Genomic DNA, 21,853 nt, shown 5'->3' with positions numbered 1-21,853 from the left:
CTCTGATCGCAGAGGGGGCTGGTCGGGGCCGCCGTTCTCCGTATCGGTCCGGTGGCTACCGCTGATGACTAGGTATTGATGGACAGTGTTGTTGTCGCCCGTGATGCCGATGCCGAGATCGCCGCCGACGGCGAGGCGGCGACGGCCTGAGGACTCCCCCGGCGGTGTAGGAGGAGGTGGCGTGGCATCCGGCTCCATCACAGCGCTTGTTCCCCGCTTCCAGCCCACGAGTTGGTATGACGACAGTACCTGTGAGCTGTGGTCGGCTCCTGCGCGTCGGAGGAGTGCGTCGGCGTATGTGGGCCGCCGCGGCATGTGCCCGGGACGTCGCGCCGCATGATCGATCGCACGTTCGTTTTGGGCCTGGTAGTGCCGGAGTCAGGGAAGTAGGTTGTCAGTGGGGCTGGCATTGCTTGGGGGCAGTATGGAGGAGAAGGCGTTCAACGCCGCCGTGGGGCGGCTGATCCGGGAGGTCAGGATCCGGGCGGGGCTGACGCAGGAACTGCTCGGCCGGCGGGCCGGGCTGTCGCGCGGGTCGATCACCAACATCGAGAGCGGGACGCAGGCGCCTCCGCTGTACCGCTTGGCCCGCATCGCGGCCGTATTGGACGTGGCGCCCGCCGACCTGCTCCCGCTGCTCCGGCCGGAGGAGGCCGCGGGGCTTCCGGCACGCCACGCGGCCGATGTTGCGTCGGTCTGGTCGGAGGCGGACAAGCTGAAGGATGACCATGGCCAGGGCTGATGCTGCCGCACGGGCCCTGTTGCAGGAGTTCCAGGTCGTCACCGCGCCGATCGACCCCTTCGCCCTGGCGCGCCGTCTTGATGTTCAGGTGGTGCCGCAAGACCTGGATGACGACGTCTCCGGCATGCTGCTGCGACGGGACGGCCGATGCGTGATCGGGGTGAACCGCACCCATTCCCTGCTGAGGCGCCGCTTCACGGTTGCTCACGAGCTCGGGCACTTGCGCATGCACCGCGGCCGGCCGCTGATCCTGGACACGGACACTCGGGTGAGCTACCGCAACTCGGTGTCGAGCATGGCGACCGATCGCGAGGAGATCGAGGCCAACCGCTTTGCCGCCGCCTTGCTCGCGCCGGAGAGGCTTGTCCGCGATGTGGTGCACCGGACCACCTTCCGTACGGTTGATGATCTGGTGACCCAGCTGGCAGGCACCTTCGAACTGAGCGAGATCGCGATGACCTACCGCCTCATGAACCTGGGCATCATCTCCGGCCCGGCACACTAGACCCGTACTTCGCAGGTCACCGATTCAGGTGATTGGCCAGCGGGTTTGGGTGACTTCGATGCCGAGGAGGTCGAGGAGGTGGAGTTGGACTCCTCGGGTGATCTGGACGGTGGGCGGGTCGGTGACGTTGCCGATCCGCAGGGTGAGTTCGCTCAGGTGGCAAAGGATCATCCGGCCGGTGGGTCGCACCCGGCGGTTGTCCGGGTAGAGGCCGGCCATCGTCTGTTCGGGGCCCAGGGCTTGTCTGACCTGGCGTTCGATCAGGCAGAAGACCAGCAGGGCCAGGCAGATGACCTGGATCAGGGCCGCGACGCGGTGGTTGTGCTGCACGAACAGCGGTGTGACGGCCAGGGGGCCCTTGAAGTCCGCGTAGCGGCGTTCGACCGAGCCCTGGCCCTTGTACTGGATCAGGACCTGGCCCGGGCCGGCCTGCTCGGGTGTCAGCGCGGTCAGCAGCGCGTACCAGCCGTCGGCCGCCGCCTCGTCGTCCAGGACCTTCTGGTCGAAGTGCCAGGCCAGGGTGGGTTTCCCGGTGTCGTCCTGGCCGATCTCGGTGCGCAGGCAGGAGGCGACTCTGCGGGTCTTGGTGATCACTCCGATGCGGGCGGTGATCTTCTCCGGGGTGTTGTAGTACCTGCCGCCGGCCCCGCGCCGGACTTTCTCCAGGTCCTCGGTGGCGCGGGCGAGACGTTTGGCGCGAGCGGCCTGCTGGCCTGCGGCGTTGCCGGTGGAGTGGACCAGGATCCGGCGCACGGACAGCACCGGGTCCCGCTTGCGGGGGCCGTTCAGGGTGTGGACGTCCTCCAGCACCCGGTAGACCTCGCGCTGGCCGGGGTCCTTGCCCGCGTCGCGGTCCGGGATCCAGTCCACGACTGTGGCCCTCTCCAGGTCCAGGGCGGCATAGAACCCGTCCTTGACCTGGGCAGCGGGGAGCGGGGCGATGAACGGCACCTGGGTCTGCAGCAGCGCGGCCACGTTCGGGTAGGAGACCAGCTTGGAGTCCGCGACCAGCAGGAACTCCTGCTCGCCGGCCAGCTTCCGCAGGTCCTTCATGGCCCCCACGACCTGGGAGACCTCGGCCGCGCCGCCGCCGAAGACCCGGGCATGGACCGGGATCCCGCCGTCGCCGGACACCGCCAGCCCGGCCTGGACCTGCTTCAGGTCCACCCTGCGGTCCTTTGGGTGCCCGTGCTTGATGACCGGGTACTGCTCGTCCTGGTCCCCGACGGGGTAGGCGCCGTGGACGGACATCGAGGTCATGTCCCAGTGCAACCGGGAGACATCGATGCCGAACTCGGTGATCGCCCGCGCCCCGACCGTGCCCGCGATCTGCTCCAGCTTCGGAGCGATCGCGTCCAGGGCTCTCGCCAGGCGGTCGTCGTTGAGCTGGCCGGCCTCGATGCCCAGCACTTCCTCCACCGCCCAGGTCCGGCCCCAGTCGGCGACCCGCATCAACGGCGCCGGCGAGGTCAGCCGGTTCGCCACCAGCGCCTCGACAACCTGGCCATGCGTCAGGTGCGCGCTCGCACCACCGGGGCACAGCTCATCGACGATCCCGGCCAAGTCCAGGCGGCGCAGAAACTCGGCAGCGACAGGCAGAGCGCCCAGACGCTTCTCCACCACAGACGTCACCACACACTCAAGGCGCTGACGCTGGGACCGAGGCCGCGGGGACCGGGAAGTCATCGACACACCCAAGTAACGCCCACAACCCCGCCCCGGACACCGCCGAGCCCACTACTCCATCCGATTCAACGACCTGCGGAGTACGGGACTAGATTTCAGCCGCTCGACCCATCGCCGTCTAGTCGTCGATCGTCCGACTCGCCCCGACCACGCACTTCGTGAAACGATGTCAGGGAAACTGACCATCAATGAATGCCTTGCGGTGCTGTTGCTCCGTGTGGTGTGATAGTCACGCCAGAGCGCAGACGCGCTCCTGGGGACGATGTGCACCCTGTTCGGTCAATGTCGACAGGCGTACACCTGACTGGGCCGTACCGCGCGATGTATGCCGGCCGTGACGACGGACCGCAGCATTGACCTGACGGCACCACTGCACATTCCGGCCTGCCGCGCCGGTGCCTCATTCAGCCGCGCACAGCGGCCGGTCGACCTGATCAGTCGCTGGGGCAAGCGCCAGCGAGTCGGTCGTACTTACTGTCCGCGGTGCCGATCCGCGACCTCTGGACGTACGGCACTTCGCCACCTCTGCTCAGCTCGGACAGCCCCGTGACACACCGTCCAAGTGTGTCTACCGCAGCGCATCCGTCAGCAAGCACGTGATCCTACTTCCCAGAACCATGCCCCAGGGGCGCTGAGAATCCCGGCGCCCGGGGCACCGTTCTGCAGCCGCGTGAAGAGGGCAACTCACCACGCCAGCATAGGAAGAGAACTCTCATGCAACACGTCAACTGCTTCAACACGTTCCTGCGGGACGTCGTCAACCTCAGCCAGGCCAAGCTCGATCTCCTCGCCGCCCGGGTGGAGGCCATCTACAAGGCCCTCAAGGACGACCCCGAACTCAGACCGCTCGTCCTCGGCAAGAAGCCGCAGGGGTCGTGGGCGCAGCGCACCATCATCAACCCGGTCGGCGACAAGGAGTTCGACGCCGACTTCATGCTCCACCTCCAGGAGGTGCTGGAGTGGGCGGACGACCCCGCGACCTACATCGACAAAATCTATGCCGCGCTCCACCGGCACAGCATCTACAAGGACATGCCGCACACCCGCAAGTGCCGCTGCGTGCAACTGACCTACGCCAACTCCATGCACGTCGACATCGTCCCCTACCTGATCCTCGCCGACGGCCGCGAAGTCATCGTCAACCGCGACGAGAACCGCTTCGAGGCGACCAACCCCGCCGGGTTCACGGCCTGGATGAAGGAGAAGGACGACATCGCCGACGGCAACCTCCGCAAGGTCATCCGCCTGATGAAGTACCTGCGGGACCACAAGAACTCCTTCACCGGCACCCGCTCCATCATCCTCACCACTCTCCTTGGCGAGCGCGTCACCAAGACCACTGCTCTGCTGGAGCCGGGCTGCTACGCCAACGTGCCCACCGCGCTGCTCACCATCGTCGAAGACCTCGACGAGTGGCTGCAGGCCCGTCCCCACAAGCCCTCCATTCCCGACCCGTCCCAGTCGGGTCTCACCTTCGACCACCGCTGGGACCAGGCCACCTACGCCTACTTCCGTGCCCGCATCCACACCCATGCGGGTCAGATCCGCGCCGCCTACGACGAAACGGATTCCGCCACCAGCGTGCGCCGGTGGCGGGAGCTCTTCGGCAGCCGTTTCCCTGAGCCCCCTGGGCCAGCCACGTCATCCACTGCGCCGACCGTCGGCCCCAAGTTCCCGGTGCCGCCGCTGTTCATCCCCCCACGCACCGGGCGTGCCGGATGACCAAGCGCCGGCCTCTCCGGCCCGCGGCGAGCCCGTGGCAGCAGGACATGCTGTCCGGGCTCAAAGCCCTCGCCGCCCAGCACCCCGCAGACCTCGAGGTGCTGGGCGGCCCGGAGCCCCTTCCCGACGGCATGATCCTCGTCCGGATCCGTCTGCACACCGCCGACATCCCCCATGTCCAGGGCGGTCTCGCACTCGGCGAGACCGAGGAGTTCGGCCTCCGGCTCCCGCCCGCATACCCGCTGCCACCGCAGGTCATCACCCCGCACGCCCGTTTCGCCGGCACCCCGCATGTGCTGGAAGGGAGTCGCTTGTGCATCTACCTCGACGTCACCCGTGAGTGGAACCCGGAAGGAGGCATTCCCGCGGTTCTGAACCGGCTGTGGGAGTGGCTCACCGACGCCGCCGCCAACCGGTTCGACGCCACCACCGCCTTGTACCACGCCGTCGGGGGAGTCCTCCACCGGACCGACGGCACCCCCACCATCGTCGCCAGGGAAGCAGCCTGGCGCCGCACCTGGCACACCGGCTGGCTCACCCCGCGTTCCGACAGTCGACTCGACCTGGCCAGCCACCTGGTCAACGAACACAGCATGCGGCTCCCAGTACTGCGCCTCAACCACCACCTGCCGTTCGCGGCCGGCCACACGCTCGCCGACCTGTTCGACCGCATCGACGACCGTGCGTCACTGCGAGAACCCACCGCTCAGCAGCAGGCCGGACTCACCTCGCCGGCTTTCCTGACCGCCCTGACCCACGCTGCCCGCCGCAACCCGGAAGGAACCAACCAATACTTCGTCCTCGTCGTCCCCCACCCCCGAACTTCGTCAGGGACTGACTTCCTCCTGGCCGGCCGCCTTCCTGTCGCAGCTACCGACATCCTGCGCCGCACACCCCGCACCGCCCAGGACATGGCCGCACTGCCCGCCGACGTCCGCAACAGCGCCATCGAGTGGTGCTACCTCTCCGACGAAAGGGAGGCCGTCACGACTCGCCGCGACGCCCGACGACCCGTCAGTGCCTTCCGTAATACCCACGTCCACGTCTGGGGCTGCGGCGGCATCGGCTCCTGGGCTGCCGAGTTGATCGCGCGCGCCGGAGCCGCCCGCATCACCCTGAGCGACCCCGGCACCCCCATCACCGGCGGACTGCTCGTACGACAGAACTACACCGAGACGGACATCGGCACGAACAAGGCCATCGCGCTGGCCAAGCGACTGCACAGCCTGCGCGACGATCTCATCGTCGACATCTGCCCGTCACCCCCCTCCTTCGAACTGGTGGACGCAGCCCAACAGGCCGGCGTCATCATCGACGCTACCGTCAGCGTCGCCGTCGGAGGTTTCCTCGACATGCTTGCGTGCGACCCCGACCGCAGAGCCCTGCTTGCCCAGATGACCACGGACACGACGAGCGCCAGTCACGGCATCCTCACCGTCTCAGCACCCGGTACCAGTCAAGGTCCTTCGCGCATCGACCACCACATCGGTCAACGCGTCCTGGCCGAACCCGCTTTGGAGCCCTACCATCCGCTCTGGACCGAACCGCAGCCGGGCGACGAGATCAGACCCACCCTCGGCTGCTCCGTGCCCACCTTCCACGGATCCGCTGCCGACCTCGTCGGCGTCACCGCCAACCTCGTTACCCTCCTCGGCAGCCAGTTGCTCCGCCCCGTCTCCGGAACCCACCTGTGCGCCCAGCCCCACACAGGTACTCGGCCGGCCCACCACTTCGTCCCCTACGCCCCCCACCCCGACGATCCGCCCGCCCCTGCACCACCGTCTCCGCCCAGCTCGAACGTCGGCACGTAATACCCGGCCAGCCGCTCGTACACCACGAGTTGAGGGTGGACCTGCGGGTGATAGGCGCGGCCGAGCGCGATTGCCGCGGACATTGGTACCGCGGGCAGCACATGCAGCCGCTTCAGCACTTTCGCTTCCGGCTCCAGCCCCGCGAAAAATGTCCGCAGCGCGCTTGCGAAACGTTCCAAGCAGCTTTGGTCACGCACGATGTCCGGGCCGGTCGGCGCCCCGACCGCACGGATTTCCCAACGCCGCAGTCCCGCCAGAGGCACTGGCACCTCCTGCGCCCCGATCACCCCCGAAACGTTCATGACCACCACAGCCTCGGTCGTGGTCGGGACATCGTGACCGATCCGGATGGCGAACTCCGCGAACGGGCCCTCCGCGTCGCGCCACGCCCACGACTCGTCCTCCCGATGTCGCTGGTAGATGTCAGTGGGCACCGTGTCCTCCAGTTTGGAACCCAGGTGCACCAGCAGCGGCAGCCGCGCGAAGCCGAACACACTCACGTGCCGCACCGCATCGCGCATCACGCCGGGACGCAGTTGTCGCTCGATCACATCATCGATCTGTCGTACAGCCACGCGGTAGTGTGCCCGACTGGCCTCTGCGGCCTCTGACGCTGTGAACGGGCGGGTCGGAGATTCTCCGAGCGCACCCCGCAGGTCGATCTCCAGGCCATGACGCGTGTACGACTCCAGGAACAGCGGATACCGGCCCCTTGCGATGACCGCGGCCGCAGCCGTCTGCCGGGACAGTTCCACAGGGTTGCCGTGGACGGGCCCAACCATCCGCACCACCGTGGTGGCGCGGTCCGGCCCCAGACTCGTCAGATGCCGGATCCGGTCCTCGTGTTCCTGCTTGACCTGCCGCAGTCGCTCCACCGTGAACAGGTCCAGACCGCCCGCCGCATCGACCTCCGAGTGCTGATCGGCGCAAAGCAGCATCAGGTTGTCGGCATCCCCCCGCCGCGTGGGATCGAGGGGGTACTTTCCCCGCGGAGAGCGGACACTGCTGCTGCGGCCGACGATGTGAGCCAGCTCGCCCAGGTTCAGCGTGCGCCCCGACATCGACCCCTCCAACAGGTAGGTGTTGCACAGTGCGCACCTGCCCCCGCTGCGCACCCACACCTCCCGGCGCACGTGCTCAAGCAGTTTCCCGCTCGCCTGGCGTGCCCTACACGGACCTTCCACTGCACCTACCCTTCGAACCGGTCACCTCTGTTCTCCGACGCTATGCCGCAAAGGCCCCCGCGACGACGAAACTTGACAAACCAGATCCCCGTGGGCTCGGCATCGCCAAGATGCATACAGCGGTCACCCCCACAAGGCGAGTTGTCGGCGGTGACCAGGCAGTAGTGAGGATGGCATCGTGTTGGTCACTTCGCCGTTCAGAGTAGATCCGAAGAGGCGGTGTGCAGTGCCTCCACAGCGGTCATGACTCGCTCCCACTTGGCAGAGGAGCAGGCCAGTTGCACTACAGCGCACCAGTATCGGTCGCGACGAAGACAACCGCCTGCTCTTTGGGAAGCGGCTTGACTCCACCTTGGCGGACAGCAGGTTCTTCGTCTGCTGGTGGTACGCGGGTTGCGTGCCATTTGAGCTGCGCAAACGGAGACCGCCGACACCTGTCGTGGTCTGTTGGCCCGGATATGGTCCGGATCTTGTCATTCGGGCCGGAGCAGCACGGGGGTACGGCGCACCGGAATTCCCCATGACCTGGCAGCAGGCTGCCGATTTCGGCGCATGCCGTCCCCGGCTACGGCCCCGGGTGCCTATTGATCAGAAACTCAAAGGGTTCTCTTCGAGGGTGTAGCGGACGTGGGGGCCGACGAAGTAGCCGCGGACGATGTGGGGCTGGCGCTGGCGCCGGTGGAGGGTGTTCGTTCAGGGCCTCGGCGGGTGTCTTCCGGCTGAGGGTCTTGCGGGGCCTGTTGTTGAGTGTGAAGGCGACGGCTCGTCTGGTCGCTGATGCCGAGGAACTGGGCCACCTCGGCGAGCACGCACGACTGACGAAGGCGGTCGCGGTCTGTTCCTCGTTGCCCAGCTCACCAGCCGTTGGGGCAGCCGCTATGGGCACCGCGGGAAGACCGTGGGCCGAACAGCCCATTATTGGCGCTGCTTTGCCTTCCGCACTTCCCACTTGACGTCCGTCGAGGTTGGAGAACAACCATCGGTTCGTGCATCGAACGGGCGGCCAGGTCCGCCAACGGTGACCTCGTCGGGCACTTCCCATGGGCTGAGTCCCACAGCGGCAGGACCGCCTACGGCGCTGGCTACAGCCACTCCGACGCGAGGGCGAGCAGCCGGTCGGCATGGTTGTCCCGCCGTGGTCCGTCCACAAGCCGAACGAACGGCCCGCCGGGTGCCTCGCACCGGGCGGGCCGTTCGCGTGCCGTCAGCCGGCGCTGTACGGGTCGAAGGCGATGCCGGACGGCTTGGCCGCGTTGAGCTCGTCGTTGTAGCGGCCGTCCTTCAGCGGGAAGTTGGCGTCGCCCCAGGTGGCGTTCTGCATCCGGGCCTGGAGGTCCACGCCGTTGTTGCCGGCCGGGAACCTGGTCCAGGTGACCAGTCGGGGGAAGTCCCAGCCGCCGTCGCCCCAGGCCTCCGCCGTCTCGTTCTGCCCGGCGAAGCGGAAGGCGTGGCTCTTCACGCCGTCCTTGTGGTAGACGACCTTGGCGCGGACCCCGTCCTTCGCGACGTTGCTCCACTGCCAGAACACGTAGTTGCCGTGGGCGGAGGCGGACGCGCCGTAGGGCGTGCTCGCGCCCTGCCGTATCCAGATCACGACGGTTTCCCAGTCGTGGCGGTGCGACCCCGCGGTGATGTAGTCGCCGATCATGTCCTTTTCGAAGTACAGGGTGTAGGCGATCCCGCACCAGCCGTTGTTGCACTTGGCTCGCGAGTAGGTGTTGGCCTTGCCGAGGTGGTTGCTGCGGCACTGGCCGGTGATGGTTCCGCTGTCGTCGAGGCCGCCGTTGAGGTTGCCGTTGATGTCGATGGCGGCGACCGGGAGACAGCCGTCCGCGTCGTAGTCGAAGACCGGCTGGAACTGCTTCTGGAACGTGGTGGTGCTCTCGGGCAGGGGAGTCGGTACGGAGGCGTGCGCGCTGCCGGTCAGGCCGATGGTCAATGCAGCGGCGCTGGCCGCGACGATCGCGACACGCCCGAGGCGGCCGAGGCGGGACTTCCTGCTCTTCGTCAGTGCTTGAGGCATGAGGGGTTCACTCCACTTGCTCTGCGCGGGGACGCCGGTGATCCGGCTTGGCGGGACAGACACTGGCAAGCGGAGAGTTGATCGGCACCTGGTTTCACCAGGGCATTCAAATCCGGGCAACGGTTCCGGGTTGTTCGGCGGCGCGTACCGCCGCTGTCATCAACACCACACTTTGTGTACGCAGGGTTTCGGCTGGTCAGCGGACTACGTATGTTGATGCCTCCTGGCCCCGCCTTACTTGACGTATCAATAAATGTCGTAAATGTTGGAAATGCCGCACTAGTCGGAAGTGGGTAAGTCTGTGGGGCGTCCGGAAAGAGCCGTTGACCCGGCGGCCGGGCCCGTTCAGCTACTGGCTCACCGGTTGCGGGAGTTGCGCGGGGCCGCTGGCAGTCCCTCGTACCGGGCGATGGCCGAGGATGCCGGATTCTCGGCATCAACCCTGTCCCAGGCGGCGGCCGGGGAGCGGCTGCCCTCGCTGGCGGTCGTACTGGGGTATGTGAGGGCGTGCGGCGGGGACTCCGGCGAGTGGGAGCCGTACTGGAAGGAGGCCGAGGCGGCGGCCGCGGCGGCTCCCGTGGACGACGAGAAGGCCGCGTCGGCGCCGTACCGGGGCCTCGCCCGCTTCGAGCCGGACGACCACGAGCTGTTCTTCGGCCGCGACCGGATGGTGGCGGAGCTGTGCGAGCTGATGACCGCGCACCGCTTCGCCGCCGTGTTCGGAGCCTCCGGTAGCGGCAAGTCCTCGCTGCTGCGCGCCGGGGTGGTTCCCCGGGTGCGCGCGGACATCGCGCGGCGGGAGGGCGCGGCGGTGCTGCGGGTGTTCACGCCGGGCGCCCGACCGGCCGAGACGTACGGACATCTGCTGACCCCCGCGGCGGACGAGCCGGAGAGCTGGGTGGCGGTCGACCAGTTCGAGGAGGTGTTCACCCTCTGCCGGGACGAGGCGGAGCGGGCCCGCTTCATCGACCTGCTGCTCACCGCCAGAGAACCCGGCTCCCGGCTGCGCGTGCTCATCGCCGTACGCGCCGACTTTTACGCCCGCTGCGGCGAACACGCGGAACTGGCGAACGCGCTGAGCCGAGCCGGGCTGCTGGTCGGCCCGATGAACGCGGACGAACTGCGTGAGGTGGTGGTGCGGCCCGCGCAGGCGGTCGGTCTCCAGGTGGAACGGTCGCTGGCCGCGACGCTCATCGAGGAGGTCCTCGACCGGCCCGGCGCGCTGCCCATGCTCTCGCACGCCCTGCTGGAGACCTGGCGCCGCCGCAAGGGCCGCATGCTGACGACGGCCGCGTACGAGGCAGCCGGCGGCCTCAACGGCGCGATCGCGGCCAGCGCCGAGGCAGTGTACGGGCAACTGTCCGAGTCCCAGGCCGCCGCCGCACGGCAGTTGCTGCTGCGGCTGGTCGAGCCGGGCCGGGGCACCGTCGACACCGGGCGCCCGCTGACCGGGGACGAACTCCAGGAGTGGGTCCACCCCGACCTGTCCGTGGTGGTCGAACGACTCGCCCGCGCTCGGCTGTTGACGGTCGACGAGGACGGTGTACACCTCGCGCACGAGTCATTGATCGGTTGCTGGCCTCGGCTGCACGGCTGGATCGAACAGGACCGTGAACGGCTGCGCCACCACCGTCGACTCACCGAGGCAGCCCGCGCCTGGCTGGAGCACGCCCACGACCCCGGCAGCCTCTACCGGGGGACCCGGCTGGCCCGTACCGAGGAGCTTTTCCCCGACCACCCCCATGACCCCGCGCTCACCGAGGCCGAACGGGCCTTCCTCGCGGCCGCGTTCGACGCCCGAAATGCCGAACGCCGGGCCGCCGCCCGTGCCACGCGCCGCTCCCGCGTGCTGGTGGGCGCGCTCTCGGCGGTCCTCGCGGTGGCGCTCGTCGCGGGGCTCGCTGCCTGGTGGCAGCACGACGACAGCCGGAATCAGCGGACCCAGAACACCGCACGCCGGATCGCGGCCGTTGCCGACGGCCTGCGCACCACCGACCCACGCGCCGCCCTCCTCCTCGGTGTCGCCGCTTGGCGCATCGCCCCCCTGCCCGAGACGCGCCGGGCCCTCCTCGGCTCCCTCGCCCAGCCTGAGGTGGACGCCTTCTCCGACCCCGCCTCCGGATTCCGCTCTCAGCGGTTCCTCGCCAACTCCGGCCGCACCCTCCTCAGTGTCGACGACCGTGCCTGGCAGACCTGGAACCTCGGCACCCGCCGCAGCACCGCTCACGGTGAACTGCCCGAGGGCGAGGTCCTGGCCGCCGGCCCCGACGCCCGCGTCCTGGCGATCGCGGGGCCGGACGGCCACGTACGACTGTGGGACTTCAGGGCGGGCGGGTGGACGGGGGGAGCGTCGCTGGCGGTGGGACGCGATGGGATCGCTTTCGGGTCGAGCGGGCGCAGCTTTGTGGTGGGTGAAGCCGGTGGGGGTGACGCCGACTCCGCATCCGGGGCCGACTCCGAAACCGACTCCGGCGCGGACGCCGTACGCGTGCGGGCCGTGGCCGATGGTGCCGTGCTGTTCGAGACGCGGGGGGCTACCCCGGCGAACGTTGCGCCGAGCGGTGACGACCGGCTGGTGGCCGTCTGCCGGACAGGGAAGGCGCCACAGGTCCGGGAGGTCGGTGGGGGCCGGGCGCGACACGGGAAGTGGGAGCGGGAGCAGGGGGTCTGCGATGCCGACTCGGCGGTGGTGTTCGGAGCCGACGGACGGTTCGCCGTCGTAGCGGGGGACCGGGTGCGGGTGTGGGACGTCCGTACTGGTGTCCGGGTCGCCGAGGTCCGTGACCCGGGTGTGCGGTACGCGTCGCTCAGCCGGGACGGACAGTTCCTGGCAACGGCGGGCTCCGCCGACGAGATCAGGGTCTGGCGGCTGTCCGTCCCGGCCGCCCCCGTTCTGCGGCACCCTCTGAACAACCAGCACCCGCACGGTGGTCCTGCCTGGGACCCTGACCTGCCGGTGTTCCGCTACCTGGAGGGCGGCACCGTCCACACCCTCGACCTGACGACCACCGTCACCGCCGCCTGGCGTGACCACCCCATGGACGCCGTTCTCATCAGCCCGGACGGCCGTCGATTCATCACCGCTCGACGCGCGACCGACGGCTACGTCTTCGAACTACGCGCCACCGACAACGGCCGGCTCGTCCGCACGCTGCCGCGCCAACCCTCGCCGGTCGCCGCCGCCGGCGGACGGGGCGGGACACCGCTCGCGCCCGCGGACACCGTCGCCCGAATGGCGTTCAGCCCCGACAGCAGCCGGTTGGTCTACGGCGTCACCGCGCCCGGCGGGCGGGCCGTGTCACAGTGGTTCACCGTCTGGGACCTGACCCGCGACCGGGAACAGAGCACGCTGGACGTGGGTTCGACCCAGTCCGGCACGGCGGTGACCGCACTCGCTCTGACCCCCGACGGCAGCATTCTCTTCACCACCCGCACCCCGCCCGGCGGCGAACCCGCGAACGAGATGTGGGACACCACCACCCGCCGACGGACGGAGTTGCTCACGGGCTCCGGCCTGGTCAGCGCCCGCCTCGCGCTCAGTCCCCGCACCGAACTGGTCGTCGGCGACAACCGGGTGGCCCGCAAGACCACCGACAGCATCGGCGCCCTGGACCTGGTCCAGGGCGACCGCATCAGCGCGCTGGCGTTCAGCCCCGACGGCAGCCGCGTGGCGGCGGGCGACCGCACCGGCCGCGTCGCCCTGTGGGACGGCGACATGCGCCGCCGCACGGGCATCCTGCGCAACGTCTTCCCGGCCCCGCTCGGCGACACTCCCGAAGCGGTGAGCGCCCTGGCCCTCAGCCCCGACGGCCACACCCTCGCCGTCGGCGGCGACGCCGGCACCATCCAGCTCTGGGACACCACCACCCAACAGCCTCTGGGCGGCCCGCTCCCGACCCATGGTGAGCCCACCGCCTCCCTCGCCTTCAGCCCCGACAGCACCACCCTTCTCGTCGCCGGCAGCCACGTCCCCCTCCGCCGCTACACGGTCGACGCGAGCCGAGCCGTGGCCAGGATCTGCGGCCGCGCCGGCAACACCGACCTGACGAGAGCGGAGTGGAGCACGCACGTACCTGACGCGCCGTACAGAAGGGTGTGTGGCCGGCCGGGCCGGTCCTGACAGGGGGCTTCGTCCCTGACGTGCCGGTCCCGGCTTCGTACACCGCCCGCACCGGGCGGCGTCGGCCGGTCAGCCGCGTTGTTGCCGGCGGGCACGTAGAGCGGCCCAGTGGCGCAGGCGCTCGGTGATCTGGGCTTCGTAGCCGTTGCGGGTGGACTGGTAGTACGTCTCGCGGTCCATGTCGTCGGGGAAGTAGTCGTCACCGGAGAAGCCGTCGGCTGTGTCGGGGTCGTACTGGTAGTCCTTGCCGTAGCCGAGGTTCTTCATCAGTCGGGTCGGGGGGCGGATTCCAGTCATCGTCGCAACACGGTGATCATTCCAGTGTTGCGACGAGCTTAGCGAAGAGGTTCGCGGGGGTGTTCCAGTTGAGGGTCTTGCGGGGGCGGCTGTTGAGTTCGGCGGCGACGAAGGCCAGGTCCTCGGCACCGAAGACGGACAGGTCGGTGCTCTTGGGGAAGTACTGGCGCAGGAGGCCGTTCGTGTTCTCGTTCGAGCCACGTTGCCAGGGGCTGGCGGGCTCGCAGAAGTAGACGGGGATGCCGGTGGCGCGGGTGAACTCGTCATGTCGGCTCATCTCGCTGCCCTGATCCCAGGTCACCGAGCGGGCCAGCTCGGCGGGGAGGTCGCCGAGGGCGTGGACGAGCGCGTCGCGGACCTGCTCGGCGCCACGGCCACCGGGCAGGTGGAGGAGTTTGACGTAGCGGGTGGAGCGGTCGACCAGGGTGCCGATCGCGGACCGGTTGTTCTTGCCGACGATCAGGTCGCCCTCCCAACTGCCTGCTATTTGGCGGTCGTTGAGCTCGTCCGGGCGGTGGCTGATCAGGGTGCCGGGGTCGATGAAGCGGGTGGCGCGCTCGTCGGGCCGGCGGCGTCGGCGGCGAGCGGGCCGGCCGCTGCGCAGGACGCCGGGGGTGCGCTCCAGGCCGCCGCGGTGCGGCAGATAGACGGCCTGGTAGACGGTCTCGTGCGCGAGGTGCCGCTCGGGATCGTCCGGGAAAGCGGTGCGCAGGGCCTGGCAGATCTGCTCCGGGCTCCACCGCCGGTCCAGACGCTGCTGGATGAACTCCTTCAGCTCCGGGTCACGCCGTATCTTGCCCTCCTTCGAGCGGGCCCGGCGCACGGCCGCCCGACGCTGCGCCTGAAAGGGGTGGTACTTGCCGGTGCGCGGGTCACTGTTGCGCCGCACCTCCCGGCTGATCGTGGCCGGGCTCCGGCCGAGCTCCCGGGCGATCGCGCGCAGCGAGTTCCCGGACCGGAGCAAATCGGCGATGACGAGCCGCTCGTCCTCGGCAAGGAACCGGTCTGAGGTCCCGTCGCGATGCCGCTCCTCGGTGATCGGCGCGTAGACACGCTCACGCCCGGTCTGGTCGACTTCCTTGCGTCCGTACCGCCAGCGAGTCCCGGTCCTGCGGTTGATCCCCACCTCGCGGCACGCCGCCGAGTTGCTCATCCCTTGCGCCATGAGGCGAAGGTAATGATCACGCTTGTCCGCCAACGGAGCAGGTCCGCGCTTCTTCGATGTTCGCCGCGGCTTGGCCATCGCAACACCCCGCAGGGTCAGGTGTTGCAACCACCTCTAGTACTCCAGCAGGATTTCGCTGTCTGGCCTGGTCTTTCGCCGGGTGGCGGGAGTGTAGCGGGACTTCAAGCGTGCGGGGGCGGTCTCACGGAGACCGCCCCTCGATCGTGCGACAACGCCGCAAGTAGTGACAGCGGCGGGCGACTGCTTGGCGTTGGCGGCGCCAGTTCGACCAGCTCAGCGCGTGGTGTCGTCTGCGGTGTCCGCTCAGGTGCGGGGGTAGGGCCCGACAAGCTGCCAGGAGTCGCCGAACCTCCGCCACTGTGAGCCCGATGACCCCGGGTGCCTCATCTGTTCCGCCCCCTTTTCCGAGAGCTGGTGTGCCGTGGCGGACAGGAAGGCGTGCGCGAGCATGGCCAGGGTGATGTGCCGGTACCAGCCCGTGTAGCGGCGGACCTCGTACTGGTCCAGGCCGCATTCGTTCTTCGCGGCCTGGAAGCACTCCTCGATCGCCCAGCGTGTGCCGGCGACCCGCACCAGCTCCTGGACGGTGACCTGAAGGGGTGCGTAGGCGAGGTAGTAGGCGATCTCGTGGGGCTTGCTGATGCTGCGCCGGGCCAGTGCCCATCGCATCCGGTGGGGGACCTCGCCCTGATAGTCGAACTCGGCGACGGCCGGCAGCCGCACTGCCGCCCAGTGGTAGACGCGGGGCCCCTTCGCGCCGTTGCCGCAGGAGATCTTCTCCCACGCTTCGTCCGGGGCCTGCGCGAACAGACCCTCGATCCGTGAACAGCCCACGCTGAACTGGGACTTGGGGACTGCCAGTACGTAGCCGACACCCGACTGCTCCAGCAGCCGGCGGAACCGGTTGTCCTGACCGTAGGCGGAATCCGCGGTGACCCAGGCGATGGGCAGCGTCGAGGCGAGGGCCCGCAGCACCATGTGCCGGGCCAGTTCCCCCTTGGTGGCGAACTCCCGCTCGTCGGGGACCCTTGCGGTGCGGCAGCGTTCCCGGTCCTCGGTCCATGTCTTCGGAAGGTAGAGCTCGCGGTCGACCAGGGCCCGGCCGCGGGCGGAGGCGTAGGCAGCGAAGACGCCGATCTGGCAGTTCTCGGTGCGGCCGGGGGCCCGTACTTCAATAAGTGCTCGGCAGAGGGGTGTTGGTGGGAGTCTGAGATATGACCCCGTGTCTGTCAGGCCGCGTTGCCGCTCGTGCTCTGCGGGCCAAGTTCGATCAGATCCTGCCGCACCTCGATGAGCGCCGCCGTCGGTTGTACCTGGCCAGTGAGGCGACGGCCCTCGGCCGCGGCGGAATCGTCCGGGTCGCCGCCGCCTCCGGCACCAGCACTGCAACCATCGCGCGAGGCATGGCCGAGTTGGCCGGTTGCCCCTCACCGACCCTGCGGGTCCGGGCTCCAGGCGCGGGCCGCAAGCGGCTGACAGACACCGACCCTGGTCTGCTGCCCGCGCTGGAGTCGCTGATCGAGCCGCACACCCGGGGCGACCCCGTCTCCCCGTTGCGGTGGACCACGCTGTCGTTACGGGCCCTGGCCACGACCCTCACCACACAGGGCCACCCGGTCAGCGCTTCAACCGTCGGACACCTGCTGCACACCCTGGGCTACAGCCTGCAGGGAACCGCGAAGACAACAGAGGGCATCAGCCATCCGGACCGCGATGCCCAGTTCACCCACCTCAATGCCACCGCCGCCGCGTTCCTCAACGATGCCCAGCCGGTGATCAGCGTCGACACCAAGGCCAAGGAATGGCTCGGCAACCGGGACCGGCCCGGTCGCACCTGGCGCCCGGGCAAGAACGCGATCAAGGTGGACTGCCACACGTTCACCACCAACGACCAGCCCATGGCGATCCCCTACGGGATCTACGACATCGCCAACAACAGCGGATGGGTCAACGTCGGCACCGACCACGACACCGCCCAGTTCGCGGTGGAGTCCATCCGACGCTGGTGGCAGCACCGCGGACGAACGGACCACCCGAATGCCACCCGGCTCCTGATCACCGCCGACTCCGGCGGCTCCAACGACCCCCGCCGCTGGACCTGGAAAAGCAACCTTGCCACCTTCGCACGAGAGAGCGGCCTGGAGATCACGGTCTGTCACCTACCGCCGGGAACTTCGAAGTGGAACAAGATAGAGGTGCGCCACGAGGCGTCACTGTTACCGGGCAGGGGTGAAAGAACCCTGCCGCCGGGCTGTCGCAGCAGCCCGGTGAAGCTGAGGGCAGCCGATCCGTGGAGACGCACGGAGAGGTGGGAGCAGCCCTGACAACGACGGAGCGCGTCGGTACTTCCAGACGGCGCGTGTCCGGCAAGCAAGACGAGACGCCGTACGAGAGGAACCAGTGCCTGACGTCCCGTAAGTGTTCCACCGGCTCCAATCTGGAGGATATGGGCCGGGTGCAGCGCACGCCGCCTTCTCGTGGGCGGCGACTTCGAAGCCGGTCTTTCGATGCTGGTGAGGAGGCCACGCTGAATGCCTGCGGCGTAGGTGTGGCGATGCTGTCGGGGTAGAGCTGGGCGGCTCACTCGTCGACCGGAGAGTGGTGAACGTGGGAAGCGTGCTGGAGGCGCCCTTCCCGGCTGACATCCAGTCAGCCGGTGGGCAGGCCCGTTGTCGGCCGACGGCTCCAGGACGTGGCGGAGGCCCCGTAGTAGTCCGAGCGCACGAGAGGTGCGCACATGGCGAAGGGGGCCAGCAAGTCAGTGGCCGAAGTACTGGAAGACCAGGAGGTTTTCGCCGGTGAATACCGACGAACTTGAGGCCGCCACGTATGTGGCGGAGCGACGGGTACTGGAGATCCAGACCAAGCTGCACCGTTGGGCCCGTGATGATCCTCATCGCAGGTTCGAGGATCTGTTCAACCTTGTCGCCGATCCCGCGTTCCTGCTGGTCGCGTGGGATCGGGTGCGGGGCAACAGGGGTGCGAAGACCGCCGGGGTGGATGGCCGTACTGCGGCCTCCATCGTGGAGCGGACGGGCGTCGAGGAGTTCCTCGGCGGGCTGCGGGACAGCATCAAGGACCGTAGTTTCCGTCCGCTGCCGGTGCGGGAGCGGATGATCCCCAAGCCGGGGGGCAAGTTGCGCCGGCTGGGGATCGCCACGATCGCGGACCGGGTGGTGCAGGCATCCCTGAAGCTGGTGCTGGAGCCGATCTTCGAGACGGATTTCCTCCCGTGCTCCTACGGGTTCCGTCCGAACCGCCGGGCTCATGACGCGGTGGCCGAGGTGCGCTTCTTCACGTCCAAGTCATATGAGTGGATCGTGGAGGGTGACATCAAAGCCTGCTTCGACGAGATTTCACACTCCGCTCTGATGGATCGGGTGCGCAATCGCGTCGGAGACAACCGCGTCCTGGCCATGGTGAAGGCGTTCTTGAAGTCGGGCATCCTCGGGGAGGATCGCCTGCTTCGGGAGACCACCGCCGGTACCCCACAGGGTTCGATTCTCTCGCCGTTGATGAGCAACGTGGCGCTGTCGGTCCTGGACGAGTACATCGCCCAGTCACCGGGAGGGCCGGGGTCCACGCCCTGGGCGAGGGCCAAGCGACGTCGTCAAGGTCTCCCCAACTACCGGCTTTCCAGGTACGCGGACGACTGGTGCCTGATGGTCTCCGGCACCAAGGACGACGCCGAAGCTCTGCGCGAGGAGATCGCGGAGGTGTTGTCCACGATGGGTTTGCGCCTGTCCGTGGAGAAGACTTTGATCACCCATATCGACGAGGGGCTGGACTTCCTCGGGTGGCACATCCAGCGCCACCGCAAACGGGGCTCCAGCCGCAGCTACGTCTACACCTATCCCTCGCGCAAGGCCCTCAAGGCCGCGATGGACAAGGTCAAGACGATCCGCCGCGGAACAGCCACCGGCCTGCCGCTGGACGAACTGCTCATCCAGATCAACAAGATGCTGTTCGGCTGGTGCATGTACTTCCGCCCCGGGGTGTCCAGCGCGACCTTCCAGTACCTCAGCTCGTACACATGGAGCCAGGTCATGAAATGGCTGCGCCGCAAACACCACCGGATCAACAGGAAGGACCTCCGCCGCCGCTACTGCGGTGGAGGTTGGTGGCCATCAGGAGAGGAACGGACATTGTTCGATCCCGGCAAAGTGCGCACCACGCGCTACCGATACCGGGGAACGGTCATCCCTTCACCCTGGCCGACCACCGGATGAAGACAACTGTCCATGGCTGAACGGGACTTGTGGAGCGCCCGGTGCCGTGAGAGCGGCACGCCGGGTGCGGGAAGCGGCTCCGGGGAAACGGCTCGATCGAAAGACGAGACCGCGCCCCGGGCCGACTTCACCACCGGATGTTCTGTCACATCACCGCGAACTGGCGGGGGCGGCCGCTGACCAGCTACCAGGTCGTCCTCGAGACCATCGCCGCCACAACAACCAAGACCGGCCTGACCATCGGGGCCGAACTGGACACAGGCAGCTACGACCTCGGCATCAGCGTCACACCCGCCGAGTTCCACGCCCTTCCGATCACACCCAACACCTTCCACGGTGACTGGAACTACACACTGTCTCCCGTTCCACCGCGAGCGCCAGACGCGCTGGCAACGACACACCGGACCGACCCAGCCCTGACCGCGATGCTCACCGATCCGGCCCTGACCGGCATGTCACGAACCGCCTTCGAGTCTTTGGTGGCGGTCTCGGAGCCTTTCTGGGACGCCTTGGCCGAGGCAGCATTCCAGCGACGCTTCCACCGCCCGCGCACCTACCGCCACCCACAGACCAGCAGCGTGGACCACACCCACCGGCTCCTGGCAGCCATCCTCCGCCGCCGCAGAGCGATGACCATGACGTTCCTGGCTCAACTGCTGGGCGTCAACCGCACCAACCTGTCCATCCAGTACCAGGACGCAAAACGGCTTTTGGACCTGCATCGGATCCTCGTCACGCCGATACCCGGATCGCCCGCCCGCACACTGGAACAACTACACGCCCGAACAACCCCCGCGGAAACCCGCCGCTGACAGTTATTGAAGTACGGGCCCCGGCGGTGCCGGAGTACTGCCTTTGGACTCCGGCGGATGTAGTGCCCTTCTTCAGGAACCCGGTGTCGTCGATGATCAGTACACCGTCGGGGCGGCCGAGGTGTTCGGCGACGTAGGCCTGCAGGTCGTCGCGGATGTCGTCGGGGTTCCAGCGGGCTCGGGAGAGCAGGTGCTGCAGTCCGTCCGGGGTGGCGTGGCCAGCGTGTTCGGCCAGTTGCCAGCTGTTTTTGCGGGCCACCGGGGCGAGCAGTGCGCGCACGTAGTCCCGCATGCGGCGGCGTGGTTCGACACGGCCGAAGTGGCGCCCGATGGTGGTGAAGAGGTGGTCCAGGTTGCGGTCCCAGGTCTCGGCTGCCTGTTCGGTGATCACGACCCGAGGCTTCCCAGGCCCGGGGCGACCTTGCCATCGGGGGCACTCCTTCGAGGGACGTGCGGGCAGAAGCCGTCCGTGACGACTTCCCGCCCACTACACTCCCACCGCTCGACGTTTCCCCAGGTCAAGCCACGAAGTACTGCTGGAGTACTAGAACCCAAGTCGTTCCCATGGGGCCAGAGAAGTCGTTCACAGCAGCCGTGGATGCCCCGGATGACCTTGTTGTAGGTCTGCTGGGCCTCGGTCAGCTCACCTCCTGCTTGCTTCTTGACGGGGTGACGGAAGCCGGGGCCGGCGTTCTCGTAGCCGAGGTCGACCAGGGCCGGTATGCCCGGTTCAGCGGAGATGCGGTCCAGGGCGTCGGTCAGGCCGTGGTGGCGGGCGCGGGTCGGTGTCGTGCTCACGGCCGTGCCGTACCGGGAGATCCAGATCCGCCAGCCGTCCGGAGTGGCAATGACCTGCACGTTCCCGCCATGGTGCTTGTGTTTTCCGGACCACCACAGGTCCGCGCGGTTGGGACCGGTGGCGGAGACGCGGTCGGTGCCAGTCGGTAGTGATCCTGCGCTGGTTTTTCGACGACATCCGTCTGTCGCTGGCGGCGACGGTGCCGGTCGGCCAGGTAGGTGCCAACCGCCCGGTCAAGGGCGTCACCGTCAACAGCCCTCAGAACACGGCTGCTCGTGGCCGCCGAAGGAGTGCGCCGCCGCCTGAGCAGGTGGCGCTGGATCCCGATCAGTGTCATGAGTGCGTTCGCGGCACGCCTACCCACTCTGCCAGTTCGTCGATGCTCCTCGTTCCCGAGACGACCGCGCGGGCACACAGCAGCAGGATCGCTGTCAGCGAGTACCACCGGCCCCGCCGTACGCGTGTGTCGGGCATCGAGTCGAAGGATGGGCGCAACTCTGCGACCCGGCCGGTGTCCCGCCGACCCCGCTTCACCCGCACGGCAGGGATGGGAGAAGACGCAGCAGCAGGCACGGGCCACCTCGTGATCATCGGGCTTGGACACCACAATGATCACGAAGCCCGTGCCTGCCCTGCTGTCCACCCCGACTGGTCACAACCCGACCAGCCGCACGACTCCGGAACTTGCAACCGCCCTGCCGGTCCTCCCTCTCCGTCCTGCCTGACTTGCGGGCCGG

The 21,853-nt window shown here is 68.3% G+C and carries 14 protein-coding genes and 4 pseudogenes; 9 read left to right on the top strand and 9 right to left on the bottom strand.

The features are described 5' to 3' along the window. Positions 1-424: 424 nt before the first annotated feature. A complete protein-coding gene (locus tag ACH4TV_RS32860) occupies positions 425-742 on the top strand; it encodes a helix-turn-helix transcriptional regulator (RefSeq protein ID WP_334447345.1) in 318 nt (105 codons plus the stop codon). Further along, positions 729-1,247: an ImmA/IrrE family metallo-endopeptidase gene (locus ACH4TV_RS32855; RefSeq protein WP_334447346.1), complete on the top strand. Its 519-nt coding sequence runs from the start codon at positions 729-731 to the stop codon at positions 1,245-1,247. The genes ACH4TV_RS32860 and ACH4TV_RS32855 overlap by 14 nt, the downstream gene beginning before the upstream one ends. Positions 1,248-1,271: 24 nt before the next feature. Here ACH4TV_RS32855 and ACH4TV_RS32850 read toward each other — a convergent pair whose 3' ends face one another. After that, on the bottom strand, positions 1,272-2,870 hold the full coding sequence (locus tag ACH4TV_RS32850; protein WP_398404520.1) for an IS1634 family transposase: 1,599 nt from the start codon (positions 2,868-2,870) through the stop codon (positions 1,272-1,274). 777 nt (positions 2,871-3,647) lie between these two features. Here ACH4TV_RS32850 and ACH4TV_RS32845 point away from each other — a divergent pair. Continuing rightward, positions 3,648-4,655: a cyclic GMP-AMP synthase DncV-like nucleotidyltransferase gene (locus ACH4TV_RS32845; RefSeq protein ID WP_398404518.1), complete on the top strand. Its 1,008-nt coding sequence runs from the start codon at positions 3,648-3,650 to the stop codon at positions 4,653-4,655. Then, on the top strand, positions 4,652-6,466 hold the full coding sequence (locus tag ACH4TV_RS32840; protein WP_398404516.1) for a ThiF family adenylyltransferase: 1,815 nt from the start codon (positions 4,652-4,654) through the stop codon (positions 6,464-6,466). Before ACH4TV_RS32845 ends, ACH4TV_RS32840 begins: the two co-directional genes overlap by 4 nt. Here the strand turns inward: ACH4TV_RS32840 and ACH4TV_RS32835 are convergent. Then, positions 6,394-7,527 (bottom strand): SAVED domain-containing protein, encoded by a 1,134-nt coding sequence (locus ACH4TV_RS32835; RefSeq protein ID WP_398404514.1) that lies wholly within the window; start codon positions 7,525-7,527, stop codon positions 6,394-6,396. The two genes, ACH4TV_RS32840 and ACH4TV_RS32835, sit on opposite strands and share 73 nt — an antisense overlap. Before the next feature lie 922 nt (positions 7,528-8,449). On the opposite strand from ACH4TV_RS32835, the pseudogene ACH4TV_RS32830 reads away from it, so the two are divergent. Further along, positions 8,450-8,603 (top strand): annotated as a pseudogene (locus tag ACH4TV_RS32830) (ATP-binding protein); the annotation flags it as partial. Between the two features lie 251 nt (positions 8,604-8,854). Here the strand turns inward: ACH4TV_RS32830 and ACH4TV_RS32825 are convergent. After that, the gene (locus ACH4TV_RS32825; RefSeq protein ID WP_398404512.1) at positions 8,855-9,673 is read right to left on the bottom strand and encodes an NPP1 family protein; all 819 of its coding nucleotides are present in this window, start codon (positions 9,671-9,673) and stop codon (positions 8,855-8,857) included. Between the two features lie 301 nt (positions 9,674-9,974). Between ACH4TV_RS32825 and ACH4TV_RS32820 the strand changes: the two genes are divergently transcribed. Then, complete coding sequence (locus ACH4TV_RS32820) at positions 9,975-13,793, top strand: helix-turn-helix domain-containing protein (RefSeq protein WP_398404612.1); 3,819 nt, start codon at positions 9,975-9,977, stop codon at positions 13,791-13,793. A 69-nt stretch (positions 13,794-13,862) separates the two neighbouring features. On the opposite strand, the gene ACH4TV_RS32815 is transcribed toward ACH4TV_RS32820, so the two are convergent. From ACH4TV_RS32815 to ACH4TV_RS32805, 3 genes are all read right to left on the bottom strand, one after another. Next, positions 13,863-14,090 carry a hypothetical protein gene (locus tag ACH4TV_RS32815; protein ID WP_398404510.1) on the bottom strand — a complete coding sequence of 76 codons (228 nt, stop codon included), beginning with the start codon at positions 14,088-14,090 and terminating at the stop codon, positions 13,863-13,865. A gap of 16 nt (positions 14,091-14,106) precedes the next feature. Then, positions 14,107-15,243, bottom strand: coding sequence for an IS30 family transposase (locus ACH4TV_RS32810; protein ID WP_398404610.1), 1,137 nt, complete (start codon positions 15,241-15,243; stop codon positions 14,107-14,109). A 336-nt stretch (positions 15,244-15,579) separates the two neighbouring features. Beyond that, positions 15,580-16,452, bottom strand: coding sequence for an IS701 family transposase (locus tag ACH4TV_RS32805; protein ID WP_398404608.1), 873 nt, complete (start codon positions 16,450-16,452; stop codon positions 15,580-15,582). Between the two features lie 38 nt (positions 16,453-16,490). Here ACH4TV_RS32805 and ACH4TV_RS32800 point away from each other — a divergent pair. The 3 genes and pseudogenes from ACH4TV_RS32800 to ACH4TV_RS32790 all read left to right on the top strand — a co-directional run. Beyond that, positions 16,491-17,477: pseudogene (locus ACH4TV_RS32800) on the top strand (ISAzo13 family transposase); the annotation flags it as partial. Between the two features lie 468 nt (positions 17,478-17,945). Next, positions 17,946-19,505, top strand: a complete 1,560-nt coding sequence (gene ltrA / locus ACH4TV_RS32795) for a group II intron reverse transcriptase/maturase (protein ID WP_398404508.1) — start codon at positions 17,946-17,948, stop codon at positions 19,503-19,505. Positions 19,506-19,627: 122 nt separating this feature from the next. Beyond that, a pseudogene (locus ACH4TV_RS32790) lies at positions 19,628-20,454 on the top strand (ISAzo13 family transposase); the annotation flags it as partial. On the opposite strand, the pseudogene ACH4TV_RS32785 reads toward ACH4TV_RS32790, so the two are convergent. From ACH4TV_RS32785 to ACH4TV_RS32775, 3 genes and pseudogenes are all read right to left on the bottom strand, one after another. After that, positions 20,337-20,669 (bottom strand): annotated as a pseudogene (locus ACH4TV_RS32785) (transposase); the annotation flags it as partial. The pseudogenes ACH4TV_RS32790 and ACH4TV_RS32785 sit on opposite strands and share 118 nt — an antisense overlap. 35 nt (positions 20,670-20,704) lie before the next feature. After that, entirely contained in the window at positions 20,705-21,214 is a 510-nt protein-coding gene (locus tag ACH4TV_RS32780; protein ID WP_398404606.1) for a transposase family protein, read from the bottom strand. Between the two features lie 235 nt (positions 21,215-21,449). Continuing rightward, positions 21,450-21,590 carry a hypothetical protein gene (locus ACH4TV_RS32775; RefSeq protein ID WP_398404506.1) on the bottom strand — a complete coding sequence of 47 codons (141 nt, stop codon included), beginning with the start codon at positions 21,588-21,590 and terminating at the stop codon, positions 21,450-21,452. Positions 21,591-21,853: the final 263 nt, after the last annotated feature.

The organism is Streptomyces sp. NPDC020898 (assembly GCF_044333925.1).
Lineage (GTDB): Bacteria > Actinomycetota > Actinomycetes > Streptomycetales > Streptomycetaceae > Streptomyces.
This window is presented reverse-complemented; position numbering and strand designations above follow the sequence as displayed.